We start from the raw sequence: 22416 nt of genomic DNA on the forward strand, positions 1-22416 counted from the left end.
GCCGATGTCGGTGACGCTGTTTTTCGATCTGTACGCGCTGTTCGCCGCCGCGATCCTGGGGTTCGCACGCCTGGCGCCGATTTTCTTCATGCTGCCGTTTCTCAACAGCGGGGTGCTGACCGGGGTGCCGCGCCAGGCCGTCATCGTGCTGGTGGCGTTGGGGTTCTGGAGCTATGTCGGCGTGCCGTTGCCGCCCCTCGACGGCTTGGCGTTCTTTGGCTTGTTGCTGCGCGAGGCCGGCATTGGCGTTCTGCTGGGCTGCCTGCTGTGCTGGCCGTTCTGGGTGTTGCACGCCATGGGCAACCTGATCGACAACCAGCGCGGGGCGATGCTCAGCAGTACGGTGGACCCGGCCAACGGCGTCGATACGTCGGAGCTGGCGAACTTTCTCCAGTTGTTCGCCGCTGCGGTTTATCTCGAAGGCGGCGGCATGCTGTTGATGCTCGAAACCGTCGGCCACAGTTATCGGATTTGCGCACCGGCCAACGGCTGCGAGGTGCACCTGCCAGCGGTGTTCAGCTTGCTGGATGCACTGGTGAGCAAGACCCTGGTGATCAGCGCGCCGGTGGTGGCGACGCTGCTGGTCAGCGAGGCACTGCTTGGCCTGCTCTCGCGGTACGCGCCGCAAATGAACGCGTTCTCGGTATCGCTGACGGTCAAGAGCCTGGTGGCGCTGGTGGTGCTGATGCTGTATTTCGGCGTGCACCTGCCCGATGAAGTTCTGCGCATGGGCACCAAATCCCAGGCACTGGAGCACTATCTGGTTGTCGACGAGGAGGGTGACGATGTCGTCCAGCGCGTCGAAGACTGAAAAGCCCACCCCCAAGAAACTGCGGGATGCGTCACGCAAGGGGCAGACGTTCAAGGCCAAGGATCTGGTGGTCACCTGCCTGACCTTGTGCGGCATCACCTACATGGTGTTCAACAGTTCGCTGCTGGAAGTCATGGAGGTTTATCGGCGCATCATCGCCAGTGATTTCGACGCCGACCTGCAAAAGTACTCGGCGATGTTGGTGGTGGTCGGGCTCAAGGCTCTGTTGCCGCTGTTGCTGGTGTGCGTCTTGACCAGCGCGTTGCCGGCGTTGCTGCAAAGCGGGTTTGCCCTGGCCAGCGAAGCCTTGAAGCTGAACCTCGGGGCGTTGAACCCGATCAATGGCTTCAAAAAACTGTTCAGCCTGCGCACGGTCAAGGACACGGTCAAAGCGCTGTTGTACCTGGGCAGTTTTGCCATGGCGCTGTGGATTGTCTGGGTCACGCAGCGGCAACTTTTGTTTGCACAATTATTTGCCCAGGCACCGGGGCTGTTCGCGATCTGGGGGCACTTGCTGCTGGTGCTGGTGTTGGCGTTTCTGGCCTGCGTGCTGTTGATCGTGGTGCTCGATGCGCTGAGTGAATACTGGCTGTTCATGAAAGACCAAATGATGGACAAGGACTCGGTCAAGCGTGAACACAAGGAGCAGGACGGCAATCCCGAAATCAAGGGCCGCCGGCGTGACCTCCATCGGGAGCTGCTGTCGGAGCAGGTCAAGTCCGATGTGCGCAGCTCGCGGATGATCATCGCCAACCCCACCCACATCGCCATCGGCGTGTATTTCCGTCCGGAAATCACCGTGCTGCCGTTCATCTCCCTGATGGAGACCAACCAGCGCGCCCTGGCCGTTCGGGCGTATGCCAAAGAGGTCGGCGTGCCGGTGATCAACGACATCGCGCTGGCCCGGCGGATCTTCAAGACCCACCAGCGCTACAGCTTCCTCCAGGTGCAGGAAGTCGAAGAAGTCCTGCGCCTGTTGATCTGGCTCGAGCAGGTCGAGCAGGCCTGATCCCCCCTTTCTTTATCCATCCCATCGTTGGCATGAGCGCAATTTGGCAGCGTGCCTGCCAGCGCTTTGGCTCAATGCATTCGTCAGCGGCGCTGACGTTTTTTCAGGAGTGTGGCTGATGAGTCGCAACAACCAACAAGACGAGCAAATCGCTCTGGACATCGTGGATGCCGTGCTCGCGGGGGCGCCGTTAAAGGATGTGCAGGGCATCAGCGACGAGCACATGGACGGCCTGTACGCCTTCGCTTACCAGTTTTATGAGCAAGGCCGGCTGGACGATGCCGAGAAGTTTTTTCACTTCCTGTGCATCTACGACTTCTACAACAGCCAGTACTGGATGGGATTGGCGGCGGTGTACCAGCTCAAGCAAAACCATCAGAAAGCGATCGACCTGTACGCCATCGCCTTCGCCCAAGGCAAGAACGACTACCGACCGATGTTCTACAGCGGTCAGTGTCAGCTCGCCCTGGGCAGGATCGGCAAGGCCCGATTGTGTTTCGAGTACGTAATCAAGCAGGCCACGGAAGAGGACCTGCGCACACAGGCCCAGGTGTATCTCGACACCCTGGCTCACATTGAAAAGGACTGTTCGGAGGACTGAACATGAGTGAAATCAGAAATACATTTAATCCGGGGTATACGGGCGGGCTCAGCCGTACCGAAGCCTTTGAGATCTACGGCAAAGCCGCCAGCCAGGCGGCCAGAACGGTGGACTATCAGAAGGCTGGCCAGGAGGCGCTGGCCGGTTTGATGTCGGTGAATTACGACGGTGAGCACGGTAAATCCACGGCCACCCCCGGACGGCCGCAATTGCATCTGCCACTGGTACGCAACAACGGTAAAGAGTCGGAAGGTGATCTGTTCACGCTGCTGATGGCGATGATCAGCGAGCTGATCGGCGAGGTCGACGTCAACAAGCTGAAAAACCGGTTGGCGATGTTGCAGAGCATGGCCGGGGCCAAGCAACAGGGGCATGAAAAACTGGCGACTGAATATGCCGCGGCCGTGTCGGCTCTGGAGGCCGCGGAGGGGGCTGTTGGCGGTAGTCAGCAAAACCTGGAGAAGCTGCGCGAGAAAGTCCAGCATTTCCAGGGGTTGCTGGACGAAAGCGAGGCGCGTCTGGCGAAGCTGGACTCTGAATCACCCGAATATGCGAGTGAGTTGGCGCGTCGTGACCAGCTCAAAGGCGAGTTGGCGGCTCATACCCAGACCTTTCAAAAAGCCACTGATGCCCATCTCAAACTGATCGAAACCGCCAATGCCGCCGCTAAAGTCCTCGCGGTCGTGACCGGCAAAGTCCTGGAGGCAGGTGTCGGCGGACCTCAGGTTAAACAGTCGGATGAAAAGGCGCTGAGCAGCAGTGCATTGGCCCTGCTGAACCGCTTGAAGATCATCGAGTTGCTGGGCGAGGCGGCGCAGAACAAGGAGGAGCTCAATCAGGAGCTGTTTCTGGAATTGCAGGCCAAGCTGCAGGAAAAGATGCAACTCGAATCGGAAAAGTACCTGGAAGAGGTCCGAAAAGCCGAGGAGTTGCAGAGAACGATGGGCTGTATCGGCAAGATCGTTGGCGCGCTAGTGTCGATCGCGACCATTGCGGCCGGCATTCTGGCGGTCAACCCGGTGCTCATTGCGGTGGGTGTGATCGGGGCTGCGGTCATGATTGCCGACGAGGTGGTCAAGGAACTCACGGGCGTGTCGTTCATGGGAGAACTGATGAAGCCGCTGATGTCGCTCATACAGGAAGCCATCAGTTTCTTTACCGATCTCTACACCAAGGTGCTGGTAGCGGTGGGTGTCGATCCCGAAACGGCGAAGGACATCGCGCAAATCGCCGGCATCATCGCGGGCATCGCCGCCACTATTGCAGCCATCGCTTTGGCGGTCATAGTCGGTGCTGCGGTGATTGGGCCGATGATCGGCGCGGTCGCGTCGAAACTGGCATCAGTGGTGGCGCAGGCTGCACCTGCAGCGGTGCAGGCCATGAAACAGGTGGCTTCCTCGGTCGGCAACACATTGACCCAACTGCTGACCCAGTTGCGCAGCTTCATCACCAGAGGCGCTGATCCCGTATCCCTGGCCCGTTACGCCGCCAATCTCGAAATCGCTCAAGCCCTCACCGAATTCGGCGGCGTGGCCGCGCAGGGCGTGCTGGGAGTCCGAAGCGGTGTGCATCAGGCCCAGGCGGCCGAACACCTGGCGGACGTGAAGGTGCGCATGGCCATCAGCGAAGAAATTACCTCCTACCTCACACGTCTGGTCGAAGACTACGGCAAGGCGATGCAAGACCGCACCCGGCATATCGAACATGTATTTGCCGATCTGCAACGCAGCCATTCCGTCAGCCTGCAAATGGTTCGACACGTCTGAACTCACTGATAAAAGAGAATTCGCATGATCACAAACGGTGTTTTGGCTTTCCGTTCGTTCATCCATACGCAAGCGACGGCGATAGCCGAGAAAGTGTTTCAATCGCCTGAAAACACAGAGTTGAGGGGCATGGTCGGTAAGGATCAGGTTCTCAACACCCCTCCGATCCAAAGTCCTTCGGTAGCGAAACTCGAAAGCGACATTGACGCGTATCAACCCACCGTATCCGACTGGCATGACCTCACCGATGCCAAGCGGTTGGTCAGCGATGAAGTGCGTAACGATCTGATCTTCGATCCGGGGGCTTGGGAAAAACACGCTAACGTGCTCGTCGCCGCGATCATTGCGTTGAACATCGCGCGGGTCGCCAATGCCCAACTGCGCGGGCATTTCAGTGTGATGGCCGCTGATGCCGCCAAGTCCCAGGGCGCTGCCATCATCGAGTCCGGCCAGGCAGCAATGTACAGCGCCATTACGGCTGCCGTGGTCTCCGGTGCAATCGCCGGGTTTGCCATGGTCAAGACCTTTCAAGGGCAAGGGCTCAAACATGCGGATATCAACCTGCATAAGCGCAATTCACTGGACGCCGGCAACATCGAACGTGATCTGAAACATGATCGCAGCCGCGATGACTGGAACCCGCAAACGACCTACAAGATAACGGTGTTTGATGATTTCGGCCGGATGAAATCAGTGGATTTCAAACCCCAGGGTTCGACCCTGACACCCAAGGAGCAGGCATGGTTCGACGGTGAAATCCTCAAGGCACAAAAGGTCGGCCAGACGTCGGACTGGCTCAGCCAGATGAGCAGCAAAGGCATTGAAAAGAAACTCGATATCGGTCGAGCGCTCAACGCGATGTCGATGAGCATGAGTCAGGTGGTCTCCAGCATGGTTCGCATGGCCGAGTATGCGGCGCGGGAGAAAGAGACATTGCAACAAAGTGCGCAAAACACACAGAAGAGCTTGAGTGATGAAGTTGGGCAAAAAGACTCGGCTGATGCGGCGCTCTTGCAAAAACTCATGGATATGGTGATGCAGCTATTTCAATCGCGGATTGAAGTCATTGGCAAAATAGTGTGAGTAGGAGAACACAATGAGAATTTCGGATTTCACACCGCCAATGGTTAAACCGTCGGTCGATTTTAAGGTTGTCACCGATGCACCTTTACCACCAGAAATGCCCTTCGAGGCTCAAACCGCTTTTTCCCTCGGGCAATTGCTGGACCGCTCGGTAAATGTATTGAATCGCAATCTTGGAAATATGCTCAAGTGCCAACCGGCGGCCGAAAAAATGGTTGACGCATTGCTGGCGGGCGGAGCGGCGGAAGTCCTGATTGCCGAGTTTGGCGAGCAGGTTCAAGCCAAACGTATTCGCTGGCAAATGTGGGCACAGCAGCTGCGCCAGTGTGGCGCGGTGATGACGCATTGCCGGGAAACCCTGCCCATGGAACAGCGTCAGCGCCTCGATGATGAGCAGAAATTTATCCTGCTCGACCTGGCAAGGCAGCCACTGCCCCAGGTGATCGCGGATGAGTTCAATCAGATCATCAGTTCATCGAATGATTTTTTCGACAAACTGCTTGAACTGATCGACTTGATCAAGAACGGCTATCTGAAAGGGTATGAACATATCCTCGATGCTTATGCAGAGTTCTTTAAGGAATTCAACGACGCAATCACCGCGGAGATGAAGGAATGGATTACCGGTGTTGATGACGGTAAAAAAGTCGAGTTGGACGTTGGCGCGCTGAAAGCAGCACTTAATACGCTTATCGCAAAATACTCACCTCCTGAGTCGGCAGCCGTTTTGTTCCCTGCTCCTGGAAAAGAAGGCGCGAGCCGGGAAGAGGCAGACAAGTGGCGCGAAGCACTCGGCCTGCCTGAAAGTTGTCTTATAGATAATGGTGACGGTACGTTCAGCGTCGTGATGGATATCAGTCCACTATCGACCATGCTTGCCAGCTTGCCAGCGGGTGGTGGCAAGGTCACTTGGGACACCGCCAAATTCCAGGCCTGGCAAACCGGCTTCAACGCCCAGGAAGAACGCATGAAAAACATGCTGCAATCCTTCACGCAGAAATACTCTAACGCCAATTCTTATCATGATAACTTCAATAAGACATTGTCTGCGCACCTTAGTCAGTATGCGGACATGCTTAAGGCGATGTTGAATTTTTGATGCGTGTGTTATGAGCCGAAAGTAAGTGGTTTTTGGCTTCGCAAGGGTGGGCGTAAATCTGGATCTTTTAATTCAGATTTACGCCTGATTTTTGTTGTCTCGGGGGAAGTGATGTCGGATATTTTGAGTGCGAAACTTGAAACTGAGCGCCGGGTGATCAGGATTGTGTCGAGTTATCTTTCGGTGGATAGTCAGGATGTTGAATTTGGTTTGCGGTTGGTAGAAGATTTGTATGTGGACTCCATTGGTTTGGTCGAGATCGTCATGGTACTCAATGAGTCGTTCGGTATAGAACTACCTGAGCCTGGAGTGCGAAAGTGGAGAACGGTAGGTGACGTTTGTTGGTTGGTTGAGAGTGTTGTTGATAAGGTGAGTTGTTGAAATAACGTGTTGATAGTTTATTCTGATGGTCGAGGCTAAATGCAATTATGGTCCTCTAGAAAGTGTTTTTAGAAGTCAACGTCCATTCATGAAAGTGATGCTTGCTGCTCCCCAAAGGTCAATGCCTTAGTTGCGCTTAAAGATACACAGGCGCAGGTTTAGAGTTTTTGTATTTTGTATGTAATAACCTTCTAAAATAGTGCGCTACAGTGCGTGTCGTGATTTCATACGACAATGAAGCTGGCAGTGCGACTGGATCCATTCAAGTATCTATTTATAGTCTGGAGGCTGGTGCTCCTGATGACTATGCCATCATCGTTTGCCGTTTTGCACTATGGGGAAACCTGAAATTGTGGGTCGGCAGGATATCAAAAAACTCCAGTTGCCCACACCGTTCGGTCAAGGGTTGCAGATCAATTGCTTCGGTAGACGAACAGACTGTATTGATGTGTGACTGCTGGCAAGCATTGACGCAGGTATTTTTCTATGAGCCATATGGATTCAATGGGTAATAAAAGGACTGCATGATGAAAGTTTTCGATGGAACGATTCTAAACCAAAGATCTTTATCCGAGGTTGACTCTAGCCAAAACCCCGCGGTGACGTTGCTATCAACGGAGTTAGTAAGAGTACAGGCAAGTAGCGCTATACCGTCAGTGCGCACTGTGACAGAAAAGCCCATGGCAACGGATCCATCGCTGCCTACGTTTCTTATCGACCCAGCACTCCGCTCAATGAGTTGTTCGATGACCGACAAGCTGGCTTTATCGCAAACAATAGCGGCTAGAAATCTTCTCTATAATCCAGGTCATGTACTTAAGAATGAACTTGGTGAGGCTGCCTATACATTGCGCCATCTGATTTGCGAACTAAGTCCAGATAGCCGGAAAACATTGTGTGCACGATTGCTTGGTCCTGAAGGTCTGCTGTCGGGGAAAAGTGCAGGAGTGCTTGTTGAGACCCTTGAGAGGGTAAGTGACGACCTCCGATTTCCCCACGTGACCAATAGCGTCTCAGGATTGGACCGTGCGGTTGTGATAGCTCTTATGGGGGATATTGGCGCCCTTTATGTTGATTCCTTAGCGAAGATTGTTGTTGAAGAGTGCCCGCAACAGCAGTCGAATGCTCTCATAGAAGATCTGCATAGGTTGATAGAAAAACGGGGGCTCTTCGCGCCTACGGATAGTGTCATACAAGAGATCCAACAAACGGCTGGATCCTCTAGCGTCGGTCCACTTAAAAAAGTAGAGCGTTATCGCCCACCCGCGGGGCTTAGCCCGCGAACTGGAATACACAACACGGGTGAAAGGGCGGACGAGCAACTTGGTATTGAATCCAGTCAAAGGATTCCTGGCGCCAAATGGGAGGTCGCTCATATCAGCAAGAATCGTGTACTCAATACGACTGAGCCTCTGGTTGCGCATATGTCAGGCTCTCCGGCTGAGATATTGCAAGTATGGGACATGTTACGGGGAGATTCTCGCGAGATGCAGTTTCTGGGTACATTAAATAAAACGGACTCGACTCACTGGGACCCATTGAGAAACATCTATCTGGAAAGGCAAGACCAGCAGCTTGCGCGAGCCGCAGGCGCGGCTGCTTTTCTTATCGGTCTTGGGTATCACAGTGCGGTAGAAGTTGCTGAGGGTACATTCTTGTATATGGGGCAAAATCTCAGGCAAGCGCTGGGTAATCAGGCACAGGATGCGGGGCATCTGATAGGGCACGGCGCTGCGACGAGTCTGATGGGCGAATTGTTAAAAGAGCAAAGCTCCGTACACGAGTTTTGATGAAATTGATTTTATTTCGTTAATGTAATTAAAGATGACCGCCGGCAAGGGCGGTCAATTTTATGGGTAAATTTATTAATGTATTGCGGCTGTTTGCGTGGAACGTTGATTCAGTTGTTTTGCTAACTCGTTATCGTTGATTTCAATAGTTAGTTGTTTGTCAAAGAGATCGTTTTGGTTGCCGCGTATCAGCGTGTCTAGCGAGTCTTTGTCCATTGCGGAAAGTTCGGTGCTGATCAGTTTTTCGGTGTCGCCGGAGAATTCGTTGTGTTCAATACCGTTTAGTACTTCCATTTGATAAATAGCAAGCGCTGGAAGGAATGAGGTTTCTACATAGTTTGGTTCCTTGTAGTCAGATAGATGCTTTTCCTCTCCAGCTGTCAGTGAAGAACCTTGTTCGAATTTTGAGGTTAATAAAGTGTTCAGGTTGTCACTCATGACGAGTACCTGTAGATGAGTTATCTGGTCCTGGAGCATGGTCATGAATGCTTCGTTACTTTCAATTTTTATCTCTGGAAGTGCTTCAATATTATCGGTTTTTTTGAATGAAATTGAACTGTCAGAGGCGGCCTTGCTTGTATGGGCCAGCGTTAGCGTAGTTCCCATGACGGCTGCGTGTGTTTCTACGCTGTGAGGTTTTGCTATAGGGAAGTGATTGAGGTCACCTTGTGCGTACAAGGTTTTTTCTGTAGGTTTCATCTCTGCTTCTGAAATGTACTTTGCTTTGCGTGCTTCACTGCTTACTTGGGATTTAGATGAGCTAAGTTCATATTTTGAATAGGAGTCCTTTGGTAAGGTTGAGTCCGTTTTAGGGCCTTCTTGGTAATTTACATTGATGTATCCACCCGCCAGCACCTTTGATGCCAATGTCCAGCGATGATAGTGAGGGCTGTCTTCCTCTCCGAGGCCGCTACCTCTAACATTAAAAGAGTGAAGGCGAAGATTCCAGCCTTGATCCGCATTGGACATTAGGTAGAATTTATTGAAAAAAGGAGCCTTGGCTGAGTTTTTTTTGCAAATTTCCAATAGGTTGTTATCAGTCTTGATATGTTTCAGTATGGAAATAAGGTCTTGTTTTGAAATGGGTTCGATGTCAGCGGTGACTCCGGGATGTTGTTGAAAGCCGCGCTCTGTATCCGGGCGGAAGTCTTTATAGCGCTCGCTAATCATGGCGAATACATTTTGATAGGTTTTTTCGTTATGTTGTGTTTTTGGTTCACGTTCAATATCGATGTTGACAGGCGAGCTTTCGCTCGTAATTGGTCTTGCAAATGTTGAAGAAGAAATACTTGATATAGTCATGATCGTATGTTTTTGGAATAGGGGAGGGAAAAGATAACTCCCCGTTTAGCTATCTGCTTACAATAAAAGCTCATGATCGTACTTGCCGGAAGTCAATTAATTGATAAAGGCTGTGAAAAACAGATTTGAAGAAAATTCCTACAGTGTGTGTCGTAATTTCTTCGCGCTAAAGAGGTTTTGATCCTACGGAATACTCCCGCTCAACTTCCTATAGTCGTGCCGCTAGTTATCTTGAGCCTGGTTAACCAAAGGCTGAATTGCGCTTCAGTACCTTTCTATAGAGAAGCTCCAGAATATGGACAGTGCCACTGATCAACCACCCTTCAGGTCGTTCGTTTTCGACCGCTGGCTATTGCAAAGCGATGGAACGCTGATGCGAGACGGACATGGAGTCCACGTCCCCCCCAAAGAGTTGAATGTACTGCGCCTGCTGCTCGGTTCGGCCGGCACGGTGATCAGCAAGGATCATTTGCTCGACACGGTGTGGCCCGATGCCGATGCCACCGAGGAATCATTGACTCGCTGCATTTACGCCTTGCGCAAGCTGCTCAAGGACAACAAGGATTTCATTGCAACGGTGTACGGCCAGGGTTACCGGTTTACCTGTCCGGTCGTCGAGCTCGACGTGCCGAGTCAGACGAGAACCGAGGCGCCGTTGCTGGCCGTTTTGCCTTTTCGTAATCTGCACGAGTCAGCCGCACTGGATCTGCAGGACGCGATGATCCGCCAGTTGACGACGGCATTCGGCGAGGCGCTGCGTGTCGTCCCCTCGGGTTTAATGGCTGCTTATGGTCAGTTGACCGACGCGCGGTATCTGGTCGAGCGTTTGAAGCCTGACTTTTACCTCAGTGGTCGCTGCACGCTCCGGGATGACCCGTCGCAATGGTCGATCGAGTTGATCCGTAGCAGCGATCATGTGCTGCTTCATGGACAAAGGCTGGGCGGGGTGGACTTGGGGGAGGGGCTCGGGGAATTGACCTGTCTGGTTGCCCAGCGCCTTCCGGGGCTGCGTCCTGCTGAAACGGGCTGTGCTTCCTATCCGGCCCTGGTCGCCTATCTCAACGGTTTGTGCAGTGTAGAGCGGCACACGCCACAAAGCCTGCGTGATGCGCTGGTGCAGTTTCGATACAGCCTGCAACTGGATGACCGTTATGCCCCTGTCTGGTGTGGCGTGGCCGATGTCTGGCTGGGCCAGGCGATGCTCGGGTTATGTGAGCCGGGGCGTGCAATGGATGAGGCTCATTTGGCGATTTCCAGGGCGTTGCCGCTGGACCCGGGGAGTACGCAAACCATCGCGCGGCTTGCCCTGCTGACCAGCCTTCGTGGTTGCGAGGAGGCTGCGCAGGTGCTTTTTCAGCGTTGCTTGTCGAGCGCCGATCAGGCTGATGTTCACTACTTTCACGCCTGGCATCACTGGTATTGGCAGCGCAATGATCTGGCGCTTCAGAGCCTCGACAAGTGCCTGAGTCACGACGCGAACTGCAAGCGGGCGCAGAGTTTGCGGGTACGTCTCGCGCTTGCCGGTGATCCCCGGGAAGCCGTGATGATGCACCGCGCAAAGCAGGGCACCCGGCACGCGGCGCCGCTCGACAGCGGCAGGCGGTTGGCATGAGCCGGTGGGTGACTGGCGGCCTTCTGATGCTGATGTCTGTGGGTGCGGTTCCGGCGCATGCCTATTGTTGGGTCTCGGCGGGGCAGCAACATGCCATCGAGCCCGAGCTGCTTCAGGCCATTGCCGATGTGGAGTCAGGGCAGATGTCGGATGCGATGAATTACAACAGGAATGGCACGCGTGATATCGGGCTGATGCAAATCAACAGCAGTCATCTGCCCCGTCTAAGCGCGCAGGGCATTACCGAGCAGCGGCTGTTGGATGAGCCTTGTCTGTCAGTTGAGGTCGGTGCCTCGGTGCTGGCCGGCTTTGTATCACTTTATGGCTATAACTGGACGGCTGTGGGTGCCTATAACGCCGGCAACGCTCCGGGTCGGCAGGCGGCCCGTCTGCGTTATGCACACAAGGTCTGGCAACGCTATCAAACCCTGACGCCACATCCGCCCACGCAGCCTTGGGACACACACCCAAAAATCTCGCGGCGTTAGCCTTGGGCCATTCGGGGGGATTCTGATCCCGCTCGGGTCAGATCGGCAGAATTCGATCAGGAACTTCTCGGGCAGCGCTCCTAGCATGGGTTTTCATTCACTGCCTGGAGCGTGATCGGTGACAGACCTGTCAGTCCCCCCTCTACAGCCCTGTGTCCTGCGGATCCTCAACGGCCCGCTTCAGGGGTGCGAATTCCCGCTCGGTGAGCCGCGGACGTTGTTCATTGTCGCGCCGCTCGATCTGCTGGGCCGAGAAGCTCATTCAGTCAGCGTTCCCGAGGATGCCATCTTCGTTCCACTGGACACGGGCGGCTGCAATTTCGAGGTGCTGCTGGCAGACGGCGGGCAGGACGGTGCGACCTTGCGGCTGCTCAACGAGCACGGAGAAACCCGGCAGTGCGAATTCCAGCGCCTGGAGCAGATCGGTGGCTTGCAGATTGCCTTGCGTGGTGAAGACCAATCCTGGGCGCCTGAACTCTTGAACAAGCAGCCCCTACCGTTGGCCGAAGCGTCTTTTCGCCATTGGCCACAGCCAACCGTCGTCAAATGGGGTTGCGCAGGGTTAGCCCTCGCGCTGCTGGTCACTTCGATAAGCCTCTGGCCTGTGCCCGAGCCGGCGCCCGAAACCGATGTGCGCAGCCTGATCGGGGGCGCCAGTGCCGAGGTCGCCGTGGTGCAGGGGCGGGACAAAACGGTTTATGTGTTTGTCGCTTCCGAGCGAGACGCCGGTTGGAGCCGGCAGGTGTTGATGCGCAACAGCGGGGTGTCCGGCAAGGTGCTGGTGATCGATCAGGAGCGTCGTCGACTGGAGAAACTGCTGGTCGACCACGACCCGCAACTGGCCTGGCATTTCCTGGATCTCAAGGACCCCGCGGTGCCGCGACTGCTGCTCAGTGCCCAGCGCAATCTGCTCACGCCGCAGCTGCAGACGCAACTGCTTGATGTCTTGCTCAAGGCTGCACCCTATGCACGGGAAGTGGCGGTGCAAGTACAGGATGACAACCTGCTGGCAGACCTCGCCGAACAAGGGTTGCGTCGCCTTTCATTGGCGTTTAACCGGGTCGGGCACGACGACAGTGTCACGTTCGCCATCGAAGGCGATTTACAGGATTCCGAGTTGGCGGCGGCTCGCCAATACGTCGACGGTTTCTATCGGCAGTGGGGTGATCGCTACGTGAACTTCGCTGTCGCGCTCAAGGATGACTCGCTCAAGGGCAAGTCGTTTCAAACCGGCCCTCAGGGCTACATCAAGATGACGTCGTCGTCTTGGCATTTCCCAACAAGACAATAGAAGGTGACCCATGGCTGAAATTGGTATCCCAATCGACTTTCACGATGATTTTCTCGGGCGTCAGGCCGAAGCGTTCGAAAAAGGTGCAGCAGGTCTCAAGACTGCTTTGGATAAGGCACTGGATGATCTCAAGAATGATGCTTCGGACCCCGGAAAACTGGCGGCTTATCAAACCGCGTTCTCGTCCTACACGGTATTCCGTAACGCCCAGACCAACACGATCAAGGGCTTCAAGGACATCGACATGGCGATCATCCAGGCCGCTCGCTGATTTCTATCCTTTTGACTGGCCATCGTTGTCTGGCGATGGCCATTTTCATGAGTGCACTGCATGTCTATTCAAAGCATATCCCGTTCGTTCATTGAGACCACGGCCGTCACTGAGCTGCGCAGCCCGCAGGAAGGCCCGATCGTTTCTCTTGAAAGTCGATTGATCGAAGCGTTCGCCGGTTCAGCGGTCAACAGCGGCCAGGAAGTGTCGTCGATCAATCAACTGATGCAGCGTCCCGATATCACCAGCCCCGAAGTATTGGCGCAGTTGCAGGAGCAGATGGGGCAATACAACGTCGACATCAATTTGCTCAACGTGTTGGTCCGTAAGGCCGTGAGCACTGCCGAAACGTTGTTGCGCGCGTCATGAAGGCGGGTGCGTTGCTGATGTTCCTGTGTCTGGCGTTGCTCGGTTGTCGGCAGCCGAGTCTGTTGGAGGGGCTGGACCAGCAGCAGGCCAACGAAGTGCTTTCGGTACTGCAACGCAACAACATCGCGGCGACGAAAGTCGACGCCGGCAAAACCGGGTACGCGGTGAAAATCAACCCGGTCGATTTCTCCGCCGCTGTCGACTTGCTTAATCTCTATTCGTTGCCGTCCAGGCCACGACTGGAAGTGGCGGACATGTTTCCCAGCGATTCGCTGGTCGCTTCCCCCAGGGCTGAAAAGGCTCGACTTTACTCGGCGCTGGAACAGCGAATCGAACAGTCCCTGAGCCTGCTCGAGGGCGTGGTGTCGGCGCGGGTGCATGTCAGTTACGACCTGGATGCCGGTGAAGGCGGACGCAAGGCCGCGCCCATTCACCTGGCGGCCGTGGCTGTCCATGAACGAGACATTGAGCCGCAGCTGCTGATCACCGACATCAAGCGTTTTCTGAAGAACAGTTTTGCTGCCGTCGAGTACGAAAATATCTCGGTGGTGCTGTCGCAGCGCTCGCCCACGCAGCACGTCGCGCCGTCGGTGTCGGCAACGCAAAGCGATTCGCGCTCGGTGTGGTTGCTGGCGTCGTTGGCCGCAGTGCTGTTGGCGGGTTGCGCAGGGTTAGGTTATCGACTGTTGAAAGGGGCGCCGCGTGACATCGTGCGCTGAACGCCTGCGGCGGATTCTCGTCGAACCGCTGGATTATGTGCACCCTCAGCGGTTGAGCCTGCCGGCGGGATTTGACAGCCCCGATGCGCGGCGCGTGCTCAATCGGATGCTTCTGGAAGGGCTTGACCGGCAGGGACCATGGCCCCCTATGCCGCTGACTGCCGTCGCACAACAGTGGATCCGGCAGTGGCAACAATTGCCTTACATCGCGAGCCTCATGGGCGCCTGGCGACTGTTTCCACAGCTGGCGCGAGGCGGCGCATTGCAGCAGTTGCCGATGCCGCTACGACAATTCGCCAGTTGCAGACCGGGGCCTCGCGTCGGCGTGCCGCTTGAGCCGTCATCGGTACCGCTGCAACAGGTTGAAGCTGCCGGCTTCAATTCACTGTCGAGCTTTTCCGGGTTCCTGCCGCCGCCGCTGTTTGAACGGCTGTCTTTGCAATTCTCTCCACACGTTGTCGGCCTGCACACCCAGTGGCCGGTGACAGACGCCGATCCGGCGCTTTTCTTACTGGCGGTGCAGCATGCTCGACTCTATCCGAACCCTGGCTGACGTGCCGGCATCGAGTGATGCACACGTAGCTCGCGCAGACCTCGTCGCGGCGCGCCAGCGGCACTCGCTACAACAACAGGCGCAACGCCGGGCCCGTGAATGTGTCGAGCAGGCCCAATCTGAAGCCGAGGCCATTCGTGCTCAGGCGTTTCAGGAGGGCTATGCAAACGGCATCCTGCGCGCTGCCGAAAACCTGGCGAACGGTTTGCTCGAGTCCCAGGCACTCGGGTTGCAGTTGCGCAAGGATCTGGCGCACGCCGCGCGCCAGTTGCTGCAGGATTTGCTGACTCGCAATGAGTGGCTGGATGAAATGCTCGAGCGCTGGTTGGCGGAGCAGTCCGACACCGAGGCGCCCTTGCTGGTGTTGCTGCCTTCGCGCTGCAAACCTCAAGGTCACGCGCTACGGCGGAGATTGCAGAAACTCTGGCCCGGCGTGCTGGTGCTCGACTATCAACCCGAGGAACGCTACGTGTTCCGTTTGGCTGACCAATTGCTCGAATTTGATATCGAATCGGTCTGCCAACGATTGGAACCGGGGTTGTTGGCCCGGCTGGGAAATCTGCCCGAGTCGGTTCGATGCCTCGATCAGGCCTCGATGAAAATATTGAGTGAGCTGTGTTCGGGTTTCGGCGCGGCGCCTGTTCCGGCAAATGGAGGTGCGGCATGAAGATTGAACCGATGATGAGCGTTAACCGCCTTGATCAGAGGTCTGCGGTCGAGACCCTTGAGTCACGCGTGGTGCGGGCGTCCGGCAATGCACTCGATGTCAACGGCAGCAAGCGGCCCGGCCCGGATCCCGAATTCGATGAGTTGTATAGAAAGCTTTTGGCGATGGAAGGGCAGGGCGAACAGGCCATCTTTCTTTTCCTCAAGTCACAATTGAATCCCGATGGCACGCCCGCGTATCCAAATCCCAAGGCGATTATGGCCGTCACGCATAAGCTGTTGCTTCGCTTGAAAGACGAGCAACTGGAAAAATCGCTGCTCTACAAGGAAATCAAGGGCGCCAATGCCCGGGCTTTCAGCATCGAGATATTCATCTCAAGTTTTATGCGCGATGTGTTCCAGCCGATGGGTGACGATAGTTGGGAGAAGAGTGAGTGGTGAGGCTGGGTTGCGCCAAGCTACAAACAGCTTGGCGCACAAGGTTGCATGAACTTATGCAGGTTTCGTTCGCTCATTGACGTACACGGCGCCAAAACGTCCCGCGAAAACCACTGCGGCGACCAGCGTGTTGACGATATGGTCGACATTGGCTTTCGAAATTGGCAGGGTCGAAAAGAACCGGGTGGCGGAGATGACGACGGCGATGATTGTTTCGCTCACTGAGGTTCGAATGGCATTGGTGGACAAGAGTTGGTTGGCGACTTGTTCGGCGGTGGGTACCCGTGCAGACATGTTGAGGCGAAAGCCTTTGTCCGTGTTTTCACCTTGAAGAGCGTGCATCAGTTCGCCGCCAATCACTTGGCTGGCAACATCGGCTCCGGCGTTGTAGGCACCGCGTAGAAAATCATGTCCCACTATCGGAACGAGGGATTCGACAATTTCGTTGGCCCGGCCCTGGACGGTTGGATTTGGATCGGATGCCGTGCCAATATTTTGATCCGACCACACTGATAGCTCAAAGGCGAACGTCTGAGGCTCGGTCGGTGGGGGCTCCTTGCCTTGTGACATGACATAGCCGGGACCGGAATGGGGCGCGGTGTAGTTCATGCCTGTAAAGGCCAGATACTGGAGTGCACCGTTCAGCACTCCGCTGGCATCTGTGCCGCCAAGGTTGGCTTTTGCGTTGTCAGTTGTCGGCAAGAACAGGTTAACCAGATCAGTGGCGAAGCTGTAGAAAGCCGTTTGCGCGCCATAGGCGGCAAATGCCGGCAAGGCCTGTGGCGCTGTCGCTACCAATACCACAGCCGCTATTGATAGTGTGAATGTGCCAAGGCGGGCCAGGCGCGTTTCCAGGTTTGCCGTGTGGTTCCACTCGTCCCTTGCCGCTCCAAGGATGTTCAACACGGGGCCGACTGCCAGGGCGATTGCGCTCATCACATTGCGTGTCTGGGGGGCGGCGGCATTGGCGAGCAAGTTTTTTTCCAGAGCAAATCCAATCAGCTGCCTGCACGTTGTGAGAATGGCGGTTACCAAGCCTGTACGCACGCCGGAAATCGTCAGGTTGCTGGCCCATCGTCCGAGATCGCCTTCGAATTCGTTGCGTCCCAACTTGGTCAGGAATTCGCCGCACAGGTCAACGATCATGTGGGTGCGTTGTATCGTGGCTTCCACTGAGCTTCCGAGTGAATTCGTTGCCATGCACACCTTGATAAGTCGTTCTGCCAGAGACCCAGGCGTTGCAGCGGCTGACGCAGCTTCGAAATCACCCAGAAGAATGGACTGAATAACCTGGCAAAGGCTCCTTGAGTGTTCATCGCTGGGCATCTCGATCATCACATGGTCGAGTTCCTGAACTACATTCTCACTCACGGTAATGACGGTTTCTGGATGCAGATCACTGGCGTGTTGGGTGGTGGCGCTATTGCTCAGGGCCTCGGCGACTGCTTCAGAATCTCCCATATCAACAATTGTGTGTTGTGGGGCTGGAGGGGCTGTAGGGGCGTCGTTTCGATAAGACTGGGAACGCGTTAATCCTGTAAGGGGATCCGGCATTTTATTTTCTTCCATGGGGCACTGCGTCAGTGCAGTCACTTCGATCATTCATCCGCCCTGCGCCTGCAACTATCAAAAAACGCTCCGACAGACACCATCACCGACCAGGGGAATAAATCCCTTGGTTCTCGCCGCTGACCCTCCACCCGGCTATAATCGCCGCCACTTTTCATTGCCCAGAGTCAAACCCGCCCATGTACACCCTGGCCCGTCAGCTGTTGTTCAAACTTTCCCCGGAAACCTCCCACGATCTGTCCCTGGACCTGATCGGCGCGGGCGGGCGTTTGGGCCTCAACGGCTTGCTGTGCAAGGCACCGGCGAAGATGCCGGTGACGGTCATGGGGCTGGACTTCCCGAATCCGGTAGGTCTGGCGGCGGGTCTGGACAAGAACGGCGCGGCCATCGACGGTTTTGCCCAGTTGGGTTTCGGTTTTGTCGAAATCGGCACCATCACCCCGCGTCCGCAGCCGGGCAATCCGAAACCACGGATTTTCCGCCTGCCGGAAGCCGAGGCGATCATCAACCGCATGGGCTTCAACAACCTCGGCGTCGATCACCTGCTGGCCCGGGTGGCAGCGGCCAAATACAAGGGCGTGCTGGGCATCAACATCGGCAAGAACTTCGATACGCCGGTCGAGCGTGCGGTCGACGACTACCTGATCTGCCTGGACAAGGTCTACGCCCACGCCAGCTACGTGACGGTCAACGTCAGCTCGCCGAACACGCCGGGCCTGCGCAGCCTGCAATTCGGTGATTCGCTCAAGCAGTTGCTGGCTGACCTGGCCACGCGCCGGGCGGAACTGGCACTGCGCCACGGCAAGCATGTGCCGCTGGCGATCAAGATCGCGCCGGACATGACCGACGAAGAAACCGCTCAGGTCGCGCAAGCGCTGATCGAAACCGGGATGGATGCGGTGATTGCCACCAACACCACCCTGAGCCGCGTCGGTGTCGAAGGCATGGAACACGGCGACGAGGCGGGCGGTTTGTCCGGCGCGCCGGTTCGCGACAAGAGCACCCACACCGTGAAAGTGCTGGCCTCGGAATTGGCCGGCCGCTTGCCGATCATCGCCGTAGGCGGCATCACCGAAGGCAGGCACGCGGCTGAGAAAATCGCCGCCGGGGCGAGCCTGGTGCAGCTCTATTCCGGCTTCATCTACAAAGGCCCGGCGTTGATTCGTGAATCCGTCGATGCTATCGCCGCACTGCGCTGAACCCTGTAGGTAGCAGGCTTTTGTGGCGAGGGAGCTTGCTCCCGCTCGGCTGCGAAGCAGTCGTAAACCCCGCAACCGCGTTTTACCTGACACTCCGGGTTGACTGGTTTGGGGGCCGCTCCGCCCGAACGCGGACCGGCCCGCGGGAGCAAGCTCCCTCGCCACAAAAGCAGTTTTCAGATTCCAGGTAATTTGCAGGCATAAAAAAGGGCTCCTCGAAGGAGCCCCTGGGCCGGAGCCCGCCGCCCGGATGGGGCGTGCGTGGTAAGTCGTTACGTAATCAGGTTGTCGTGTCGGAGTGTGTGCCCTGTGTTAGCCGACGGCGTGAAGTTCGTTGAGTCTATGGATTCCCGCAGTGCCGGTCATACCGTCCCAGTTGTCGCCGCGTCCTTCTCGCCAGCCGTTAATCCAGGCTTGGCGTACCGACGGTAGAGTAAATGGGCAAAGCTCACGGGATTTGCCACCAACGCCATATTGATATCCGCGCAAAAATGCTCTTTCCAACGGATCACGCTTAAGTCTTCTCATAGGGTGTTGCCCTCACTTGTTGACTGTATTTATCGCGTTGACCTCAATCGAGGTCTGGCAGAAATGTCTGCCGTTGGGGGGCTCGCTGCCGGCGTGGCGAGCCAAGGTGTTGACGTCCGTTGTGGCGCCAACCTGTATTGAGTTCTAACCAATGCGTCACATCGAGGGAATGATCGTTTTGTCATAAGGACGTAACCATAAAGATGCTATGGCCATAAGTAACACGATGTTTGACCCGTATTTATTGGCCAAAGCCCTGTATGATCGGGCCCCCGCAGAATGATGGGGTTAATCCTTTAGTGAGAATGGCTCGTGTTGCGTCGAGCATTTTTCGACGAAGGGTCGACTTATGACATTTTATTGCATCACTTTTTTATCTGCCCGTGCATCTAAGCTCTTCTAACCTGAGCAGCACGGGTGGGACGGCACACCTTCGTGCCACGCGGGCGCTCTCTTAGAAAAGCGCCTGATTGAAAACCGGGCCGGCAATGCGTTGCCGGTTCACTTAGCCAAAGGCTCTGGAATTACCATGTCCGATCGTTTCGAACTCTTCCTCACTTGCCCCAAAGGCCTTGAAGGCCTGCTCATCGAGGAAGCCGTCGGGCTTGGCCTTGAAGAAGCGCGTGAACACACCTCTGCCGTGCGCGGCATGGCGACCATGGAAACCGCTTATCGCCTGTGCCTGTGGTCGCGTCTGGCGAACCGGGTGCTGTTGGTGCTCAAGCGTTTCCCGATGAAAGATGCCGAAGACCTGTACCACGGCGTGCTTGATATCGAGTGGCAAGACCACATGCTCAACGACGGTACCCTGGCCGTCGAGTTCAGCGGTCACGGCTCGGGCATCGACAATACCCACTTCGGCGCCTTGAAAGTCAAAGACGCCATCGTCGACAAACTGCGCACCCCGCAGGGCGACCGTCCGTCCATCGACAAACTCAACCCGGACCTGCGCATTCACCTGCGTCTGGACCGTGGCGAAGCCATCCTCTCCCTCGACCTCTCCGGCCACAGCCTGCACCAGCGCGGCTATCGCTTGCAGCAGGGCGCGGCGCCGCTGAAGGAAAACCTCGCGGCCGCGATCCTGATCCGTTCCGGCTGGCCGCGCATTGCGGCCGACGGCGGCGCACTGGCTGACCCGATGTGCGGTGTCGGTACGTTCCTCGTCGAAGCGGCGATGATCGCCGCCGACATGGCGCCGAACCTGCGTCGCGAGCAGTGGGGTTTCACCGCCTGGCTCGGTCACGTGCCGGCGCTGTGGAAAAAGCTGCACGAAGAAGCCACCGAACGCGCCGCGGCCGGTCTGGCCAAGCCACCGCTGTGGATTCGCGGTTACGAAGCCGACCCGCGCCTGATTCAACCGGGCCGCAACAACGTCGAACGTGCCGGCCTGAGCGAGTGGATCAAGATCTATCAGGGCGAAGTCGGCACCTTCGAGCCGCGTCCGGACCAGAATCAGAAAGGCCTGGTAATCTGCAACCCGCCGTACGGCGAGCGGCTGGGCGACGAGGCGAGCCTGCTCTACCTCTACCAGAACCTCGGCGAACGTCTGCGTCAGGCCTGCCTGAATTGGGAAGCGGCGGTGTTCACCGGCGCGCCGGACCTGGGCAAGCGCATGGGCATCCGCAGCCACAAACAGTATTCGTTCTGGAACGGCGCATTGCCGTGCAAGCTGCTGCTGATCAAGGTCACGCCGGATCAGTTCGTCACCGGCGAGCGCCGCACCCCGGAACAGCGTCAGGTCGAGCGCGAACAGGCGGAATACGATCAGGCACCGAACGAGCCGCAGGAACGCCAGTACAACAAAAACGGTAACCCGATCAAACCGGCCGCGGCACCCGCTCCGGTGATCGAGCAACCGCGCTTGAGCGAAGGCGGGCAGATGTTTGCCAACCGTCTGCAAAAGAACCTCAAGGCGCTGGGCAAGTGGGTCAAGCGGGAAGGCATCGACTGCTACCGCATTTACGATGCCGACATGCCGGAATATTCCATGGCCATCGACCTGTATCACGATTGGGTCCACGTCCAGGAATACGCCGCACCGAAATCCATCGACCCGGAAAAAGCCTCGGCGCGCATGTTCGATGCGCTGGCAGCCATTCCGCAGGCCTTGAACATCGACAAGAACCGCGTGGTGGTCAAGCGTCGCGAGCGTCAGAGCGGCACCAAGCAGTACGAGCGTCAGGCGGCGCAAGGCAAGTTCGTCGAGGTCAACGAAGGCGGCGTGAAGCTGCTGGTGAACCTCACCGACTACCTCGACACCGGGCTGTTCCTCGATCACCGGCCAATGCGCATGCGCATCCAGAAAGAGGCGGCCGGCAAGCGCTTCCTCAATCTGTATTGCTACACCGCGACGGCCAGCGTCCACGCAGCCAAGGGCGGCGCGCGCAGCACCACCAGTGTCGACCTGTCGAAAACCTACCTCGACTGGGCGCGTCGCAACCTGTCGCTGAACGGTTTCTCCGACAAGAACCGTCTGGAGCAAGGCGATGTGATGGTCTGGCTGGACGCCTGCCGCGACGAGTACGACCTGATCTTCATCGACCCGCCAACGTTCTCCAACTCCAAGCGCATGGAAGGCATCTTCGACGTCCAGCGTGACCAGGTGCAATTGATCGACCTGGCCATGGCGCGACTGGCGCCGGGGGGGGTGTTGTACTTCTCCAACAACTTCCGCAAGTTCACCCTTGAGGAAAATCTCACTGAGCGTTACGCGGTCGAGGAGATCACGGCCCAGACCATTGATCCGGATTTTGCCCGCAATGGGAAGATCCACCGGGCCTGGAAAATCATGGCGCGTTGACACTTTTTGGCATTGGATCCACAGAGCCTTGATTTTTAAAGGCTCTTGGCTTCTTTCAGTGCTGGTCAAAT

At 56.4% G+C, this 22416-nt stretch carries 22 protein-coding genes; 19 read left to right on the top strand and 3 right to left on the bottom strand.

From position 1 onward, the window contains the following. The first annotated feature begins 4 nt into the window (after nt 1-4). From sctT to KJF94_RS05910, 8 genes are all read left to right on the top strand, one after another. On the top strand, nt 5-811 hold the full coding sequence (sctT, locus tag KJF94_RS05875) for a type III secretion system export apparatus subunit SctT (RefSeq protein WP_214381853.1): 807 nt from the start codon (nt 5-7) through the stop codon (nt 809-811). Next, nucleotides 786-1820 (top strand): EscU/YscU/HrcU family type III secretion system export apparatus switch protein, encoded by a 1035-nt coding sequence (locus KJF94_RS05880; protein ID WP_214381854.1) that lies wholly within the window; start codon nt 786-788, stop codon nt 1818-1820. Before sctT ends, KJF94_RS05880 begins: the two co-directional genes overlap by 26 nt. Before the next feature lie 118 nt (nt 1821-1938). Beyond that, nucleotides 1939-2421, top strand: a complete 483-nt coding sequence (gene sicA, locus KJF94_RS05885) for a type III secretion system translocator chaperone SicA (RefSeq protein WP_214381855.1) — start codon at nt 1939-1941, stop codon at nt 2419-2421. A gap of 2 nt (nt 2422-2423) precedes the next feature. Beyond that, nucleotides 2424-4187, top strand: a complete 1764-nt coding sequence (gene sctE / locus KJF94_RS05890) for a type III secretion system translocon subunit SseC family protein (RefSeq protein WP_214381857.1) — start codon at nt 2424-2426, stop codon at nt 4185-4187. 24 nt (nt 4188-4211) lie between these two features. Further along, nucleotides 4212-5270, top strand: coding sequence for an IpaC/SipC family type III secretion system effector (locus KJF94_RS05895; RefSeq protein WP_214381859.1), 1059 nt, complete (start codon nt 4212-4214; stop codon nt 5268-5270). Between the two features lie 13 nt (nt 5271-5283). After that, nucleotides 5284-6369, top strand: coding sequence for an IpaD/SipD/SspD family type III secretion system needle tip protein (locus KJF94_RS05900; protein ID WP_214381861.1), 1086 nt, complete (start codon nt 5284-5286; stop codon nt 6367-6369). Nucleotides 6370-6372: 3 nt separating this feature from the next. Then, nucleotides 6373-6750 (top strand): phosphopantetheine-binding protein, encoded by a 378-nt coding sequence (locus tag KJF94_RS05905; RefSeq protein ID WP_250548224.1) that lies wholly within the window; start codon nt 6373-6375, stop codon nt 6748-6750. A gap of 746 nt (nt 6751-7496) precedes the next feature. Then, entirely contained in the window at nt 7497-8540 is a 1044-nt protein-coding gene (locus KJF94_RS05910; protein WP_214381863.1) for a hypothetical protein, read from the top strand. A gap of 75 nt (nt 8541-8615) precedes the next feature. On the opposite strand, the gene KJF94_RS05915 is transcribed toward KJF94_RS05910, so the two are convergent. Further along, a complete protein-coding gene (locus tag KJF94_RS05915) occupies nt 8616-9842 on the bottom strand; it encodes a hypothetical protein (RefSeq protein WP_214381865.1) in 1227 nt (408 codons plus the stop codon). A 373-nt stretch (nt 9843-10215) separates the two neighbouring features. Between KJF94_RS05915 and KJF94_RS05920 the strand changes: the two genes are divergently transcribed. The 9 genes from KJF94_RS05920 to KJF94_RS05960 all read left to right on the top strand — a co-directional run bounded on the left by KJF94_RS05920 (nt 10216) and on the right by KJF94_RS05960 (nt 16252). Next, the gene (locus tag KJF94_RS05920; RefSeq protein WP_250548225.1) at nt 10216-11454 is read left to right on the top strand and encodes a winged helix-turn-helix domain-containing protein; all 1239 of its coding nucleotides are present in this window, start codon (nt 10216-10218) and stop codon (nt 11452-11454) included. Continuing rightward, entirely contained in the window at nt 11451-11942 is a 492-nt protein-coding gene (locus KJF94_RS05925; RefSeq protein ID WP_214381869.1) for a transglycosylase SLT domain-containing protein, read from the top strand. Before KJF94_RS05920 ends, KJF94_RS05925 begins: the two co-directional genes overlap by 4 nt. A gap of 118 nt (nt 11943-12060) precedes the next feature. Beyond that, entirely contained in the window at nt 12061-13233 is a 1173-nt protein-coding gene (locus KJF94_RS05930) for a PrgH/EprH family type III secretion apparatus protein (RefSeq protein ID WP_214381871.1), read from the top strand. 10 nt (nt 13234-13243) lie between these two features. Next, nucleotides 13244-13504, top strand: coding sequence for a type III secretion system needle filament subunit SctF (gene sctF, locus KJF94_RS05935; RefSeq protein ID WP_214381873.1), 261 nt, complete (start codon nt 13244-13246; stop codon nt 13502-13504). A gap of 60 nt (nt 13505-13564) precedes the next feature. Further along, nucleotides 13565-13873, top strand: coding sequence for a type III secretion system inner rod subunit SctI (gene sctI / locus KJF94_RS05940; RefSeq protein ID WP_214381875.1), 309 nt, complete (start codon nt 13565-13567; stop codon nt 13871-13873). After that, complete coding sequence (locus tag KJF94_RS05945; RefSeq protein WP_214381877.1) at nt 13870-14592, top strand: EscJ/YscJ/HrcJ family type III secretion inner membrane ring protein; 723 nt, start codon at nt 13870-13872, stop codon at nt 14590-14592. Before sctI ends, KJF94_RS05945 begins: the two co-directional genes overlap by 4 nt. Further along, nucleotides 14576-15145 (top strand): secretion system protein, encoded by a 570-nt coding sequence (locus KJF94_RS05950; RefSeq protein WP_214381879.1) that lies wholly within the window; start codon nt 14576-14578, stop codon nt 15143-15145. Before KJF94_RS05945 ends, KJF94_RS05950 begins: the two co-directional genes overlap by 17 nt. Next, entirely contained in the window at nt 15117-15812 is a 696-nt protein-coding gene (locus KJF94_RS05955) for an oxygen-regulated invasion protein OrgB (protein ID WP_214381881.1), read from the top strand. Before KJF94_RS05950 ends, KJF94_RS05955 begins: the two co-directional genes overlap by 29 nt. Next, nucleotides 15809-16252 carry a hypothetical protein gene (locus KJF94_RS05960; RefSeq protein ID WP_214381883.1) on the top strand — a complete coding sequence of 148 codons (444 nt, stop codon included), beginning with the start codon at nt 15809-15811 and terminating at the stop codon, nt 16250-16252. Before KJF94_RS05955 ends, KJF94_RS05960 begins: the two co-directional genes overlap by 4 nt. Before the next feature lie 51 nt (nt 16253-16303). Here KJF94_RS05960 and KJF94_RS05965 read toward each other — a convergent pair whose 3' ends face one another. Beyond that, entirely contained in the window at nt 16304-17851 is a 1548-nt protein-coding gene (locus KJF94_RS05965; RefSeq protein ID WP_214381885.1) for a hypothetical protein, read from the bottom strand. 146 nt (nt 17852-17997) lie between these two features. Here KJF94_RS05965 and KJF94_RS05970 point away from each other — a divergent pair, with 146 nt between their 5' ends. Beyond that, complete coding sequence (locus KJF94_RS05970) at nt 17998-19017, top strand: quinone-dependent dihydroorotate dehydrogenase (RefSeq protein WP_214381887.1); 1020 nt, start codon at nt 17998-18000, stop codon at nt 19015-19017. Nucleotides 19018-19329: 312 nt separating this feature from the next. Here KJF94_RS05970 and rmf read toward each other — a convergent pair whose 3' ends face one another. Then, nucleotides 19330-19545 carry a ribosome modulation factor gene (gene rmf / locus KJF94_RS05975; RefSeq protein WP_003223300.1) on the bottom strand — a complete coding sequence of 72 codons (216 nt, stop codon included), beginning with the start codon at nt 19543-19545 and terminating at the stop codon, nt 19330-19332. Nucleotides 19546-20074: 529 nt separating this feature from the next. Here rmf and rlmKL point away from each other — a divergent pair. Then, a complete protein-coding gene (gene rlmKL / locus KJF94_RS05980; protein WP_214381889.1) occupies nt 20075-22345 on the top strand; it encodes a bifunctional 23S rRNA (guanine(2069)-N(7))-methyltransferase RlmK/23S rRNA (guanine(2445)-N(2))-methyltransferase RlmL in 2271 nt (756 codons plus the stop codon). The last annotated feature ends 71 nt before the right edge of the window (nt 22346-22416 follow it).

Origin of the sequence: Pseudomonas hormoni (assembly GCF_018502625.1) — a bacterium.
GTDB lineage: Bacteria > Pseudomonadota > Gammaproteobacteria > Pseudomonadales > Pseudomonadaceae > Aquipseudomonas > Aquipseudomonas hormoni.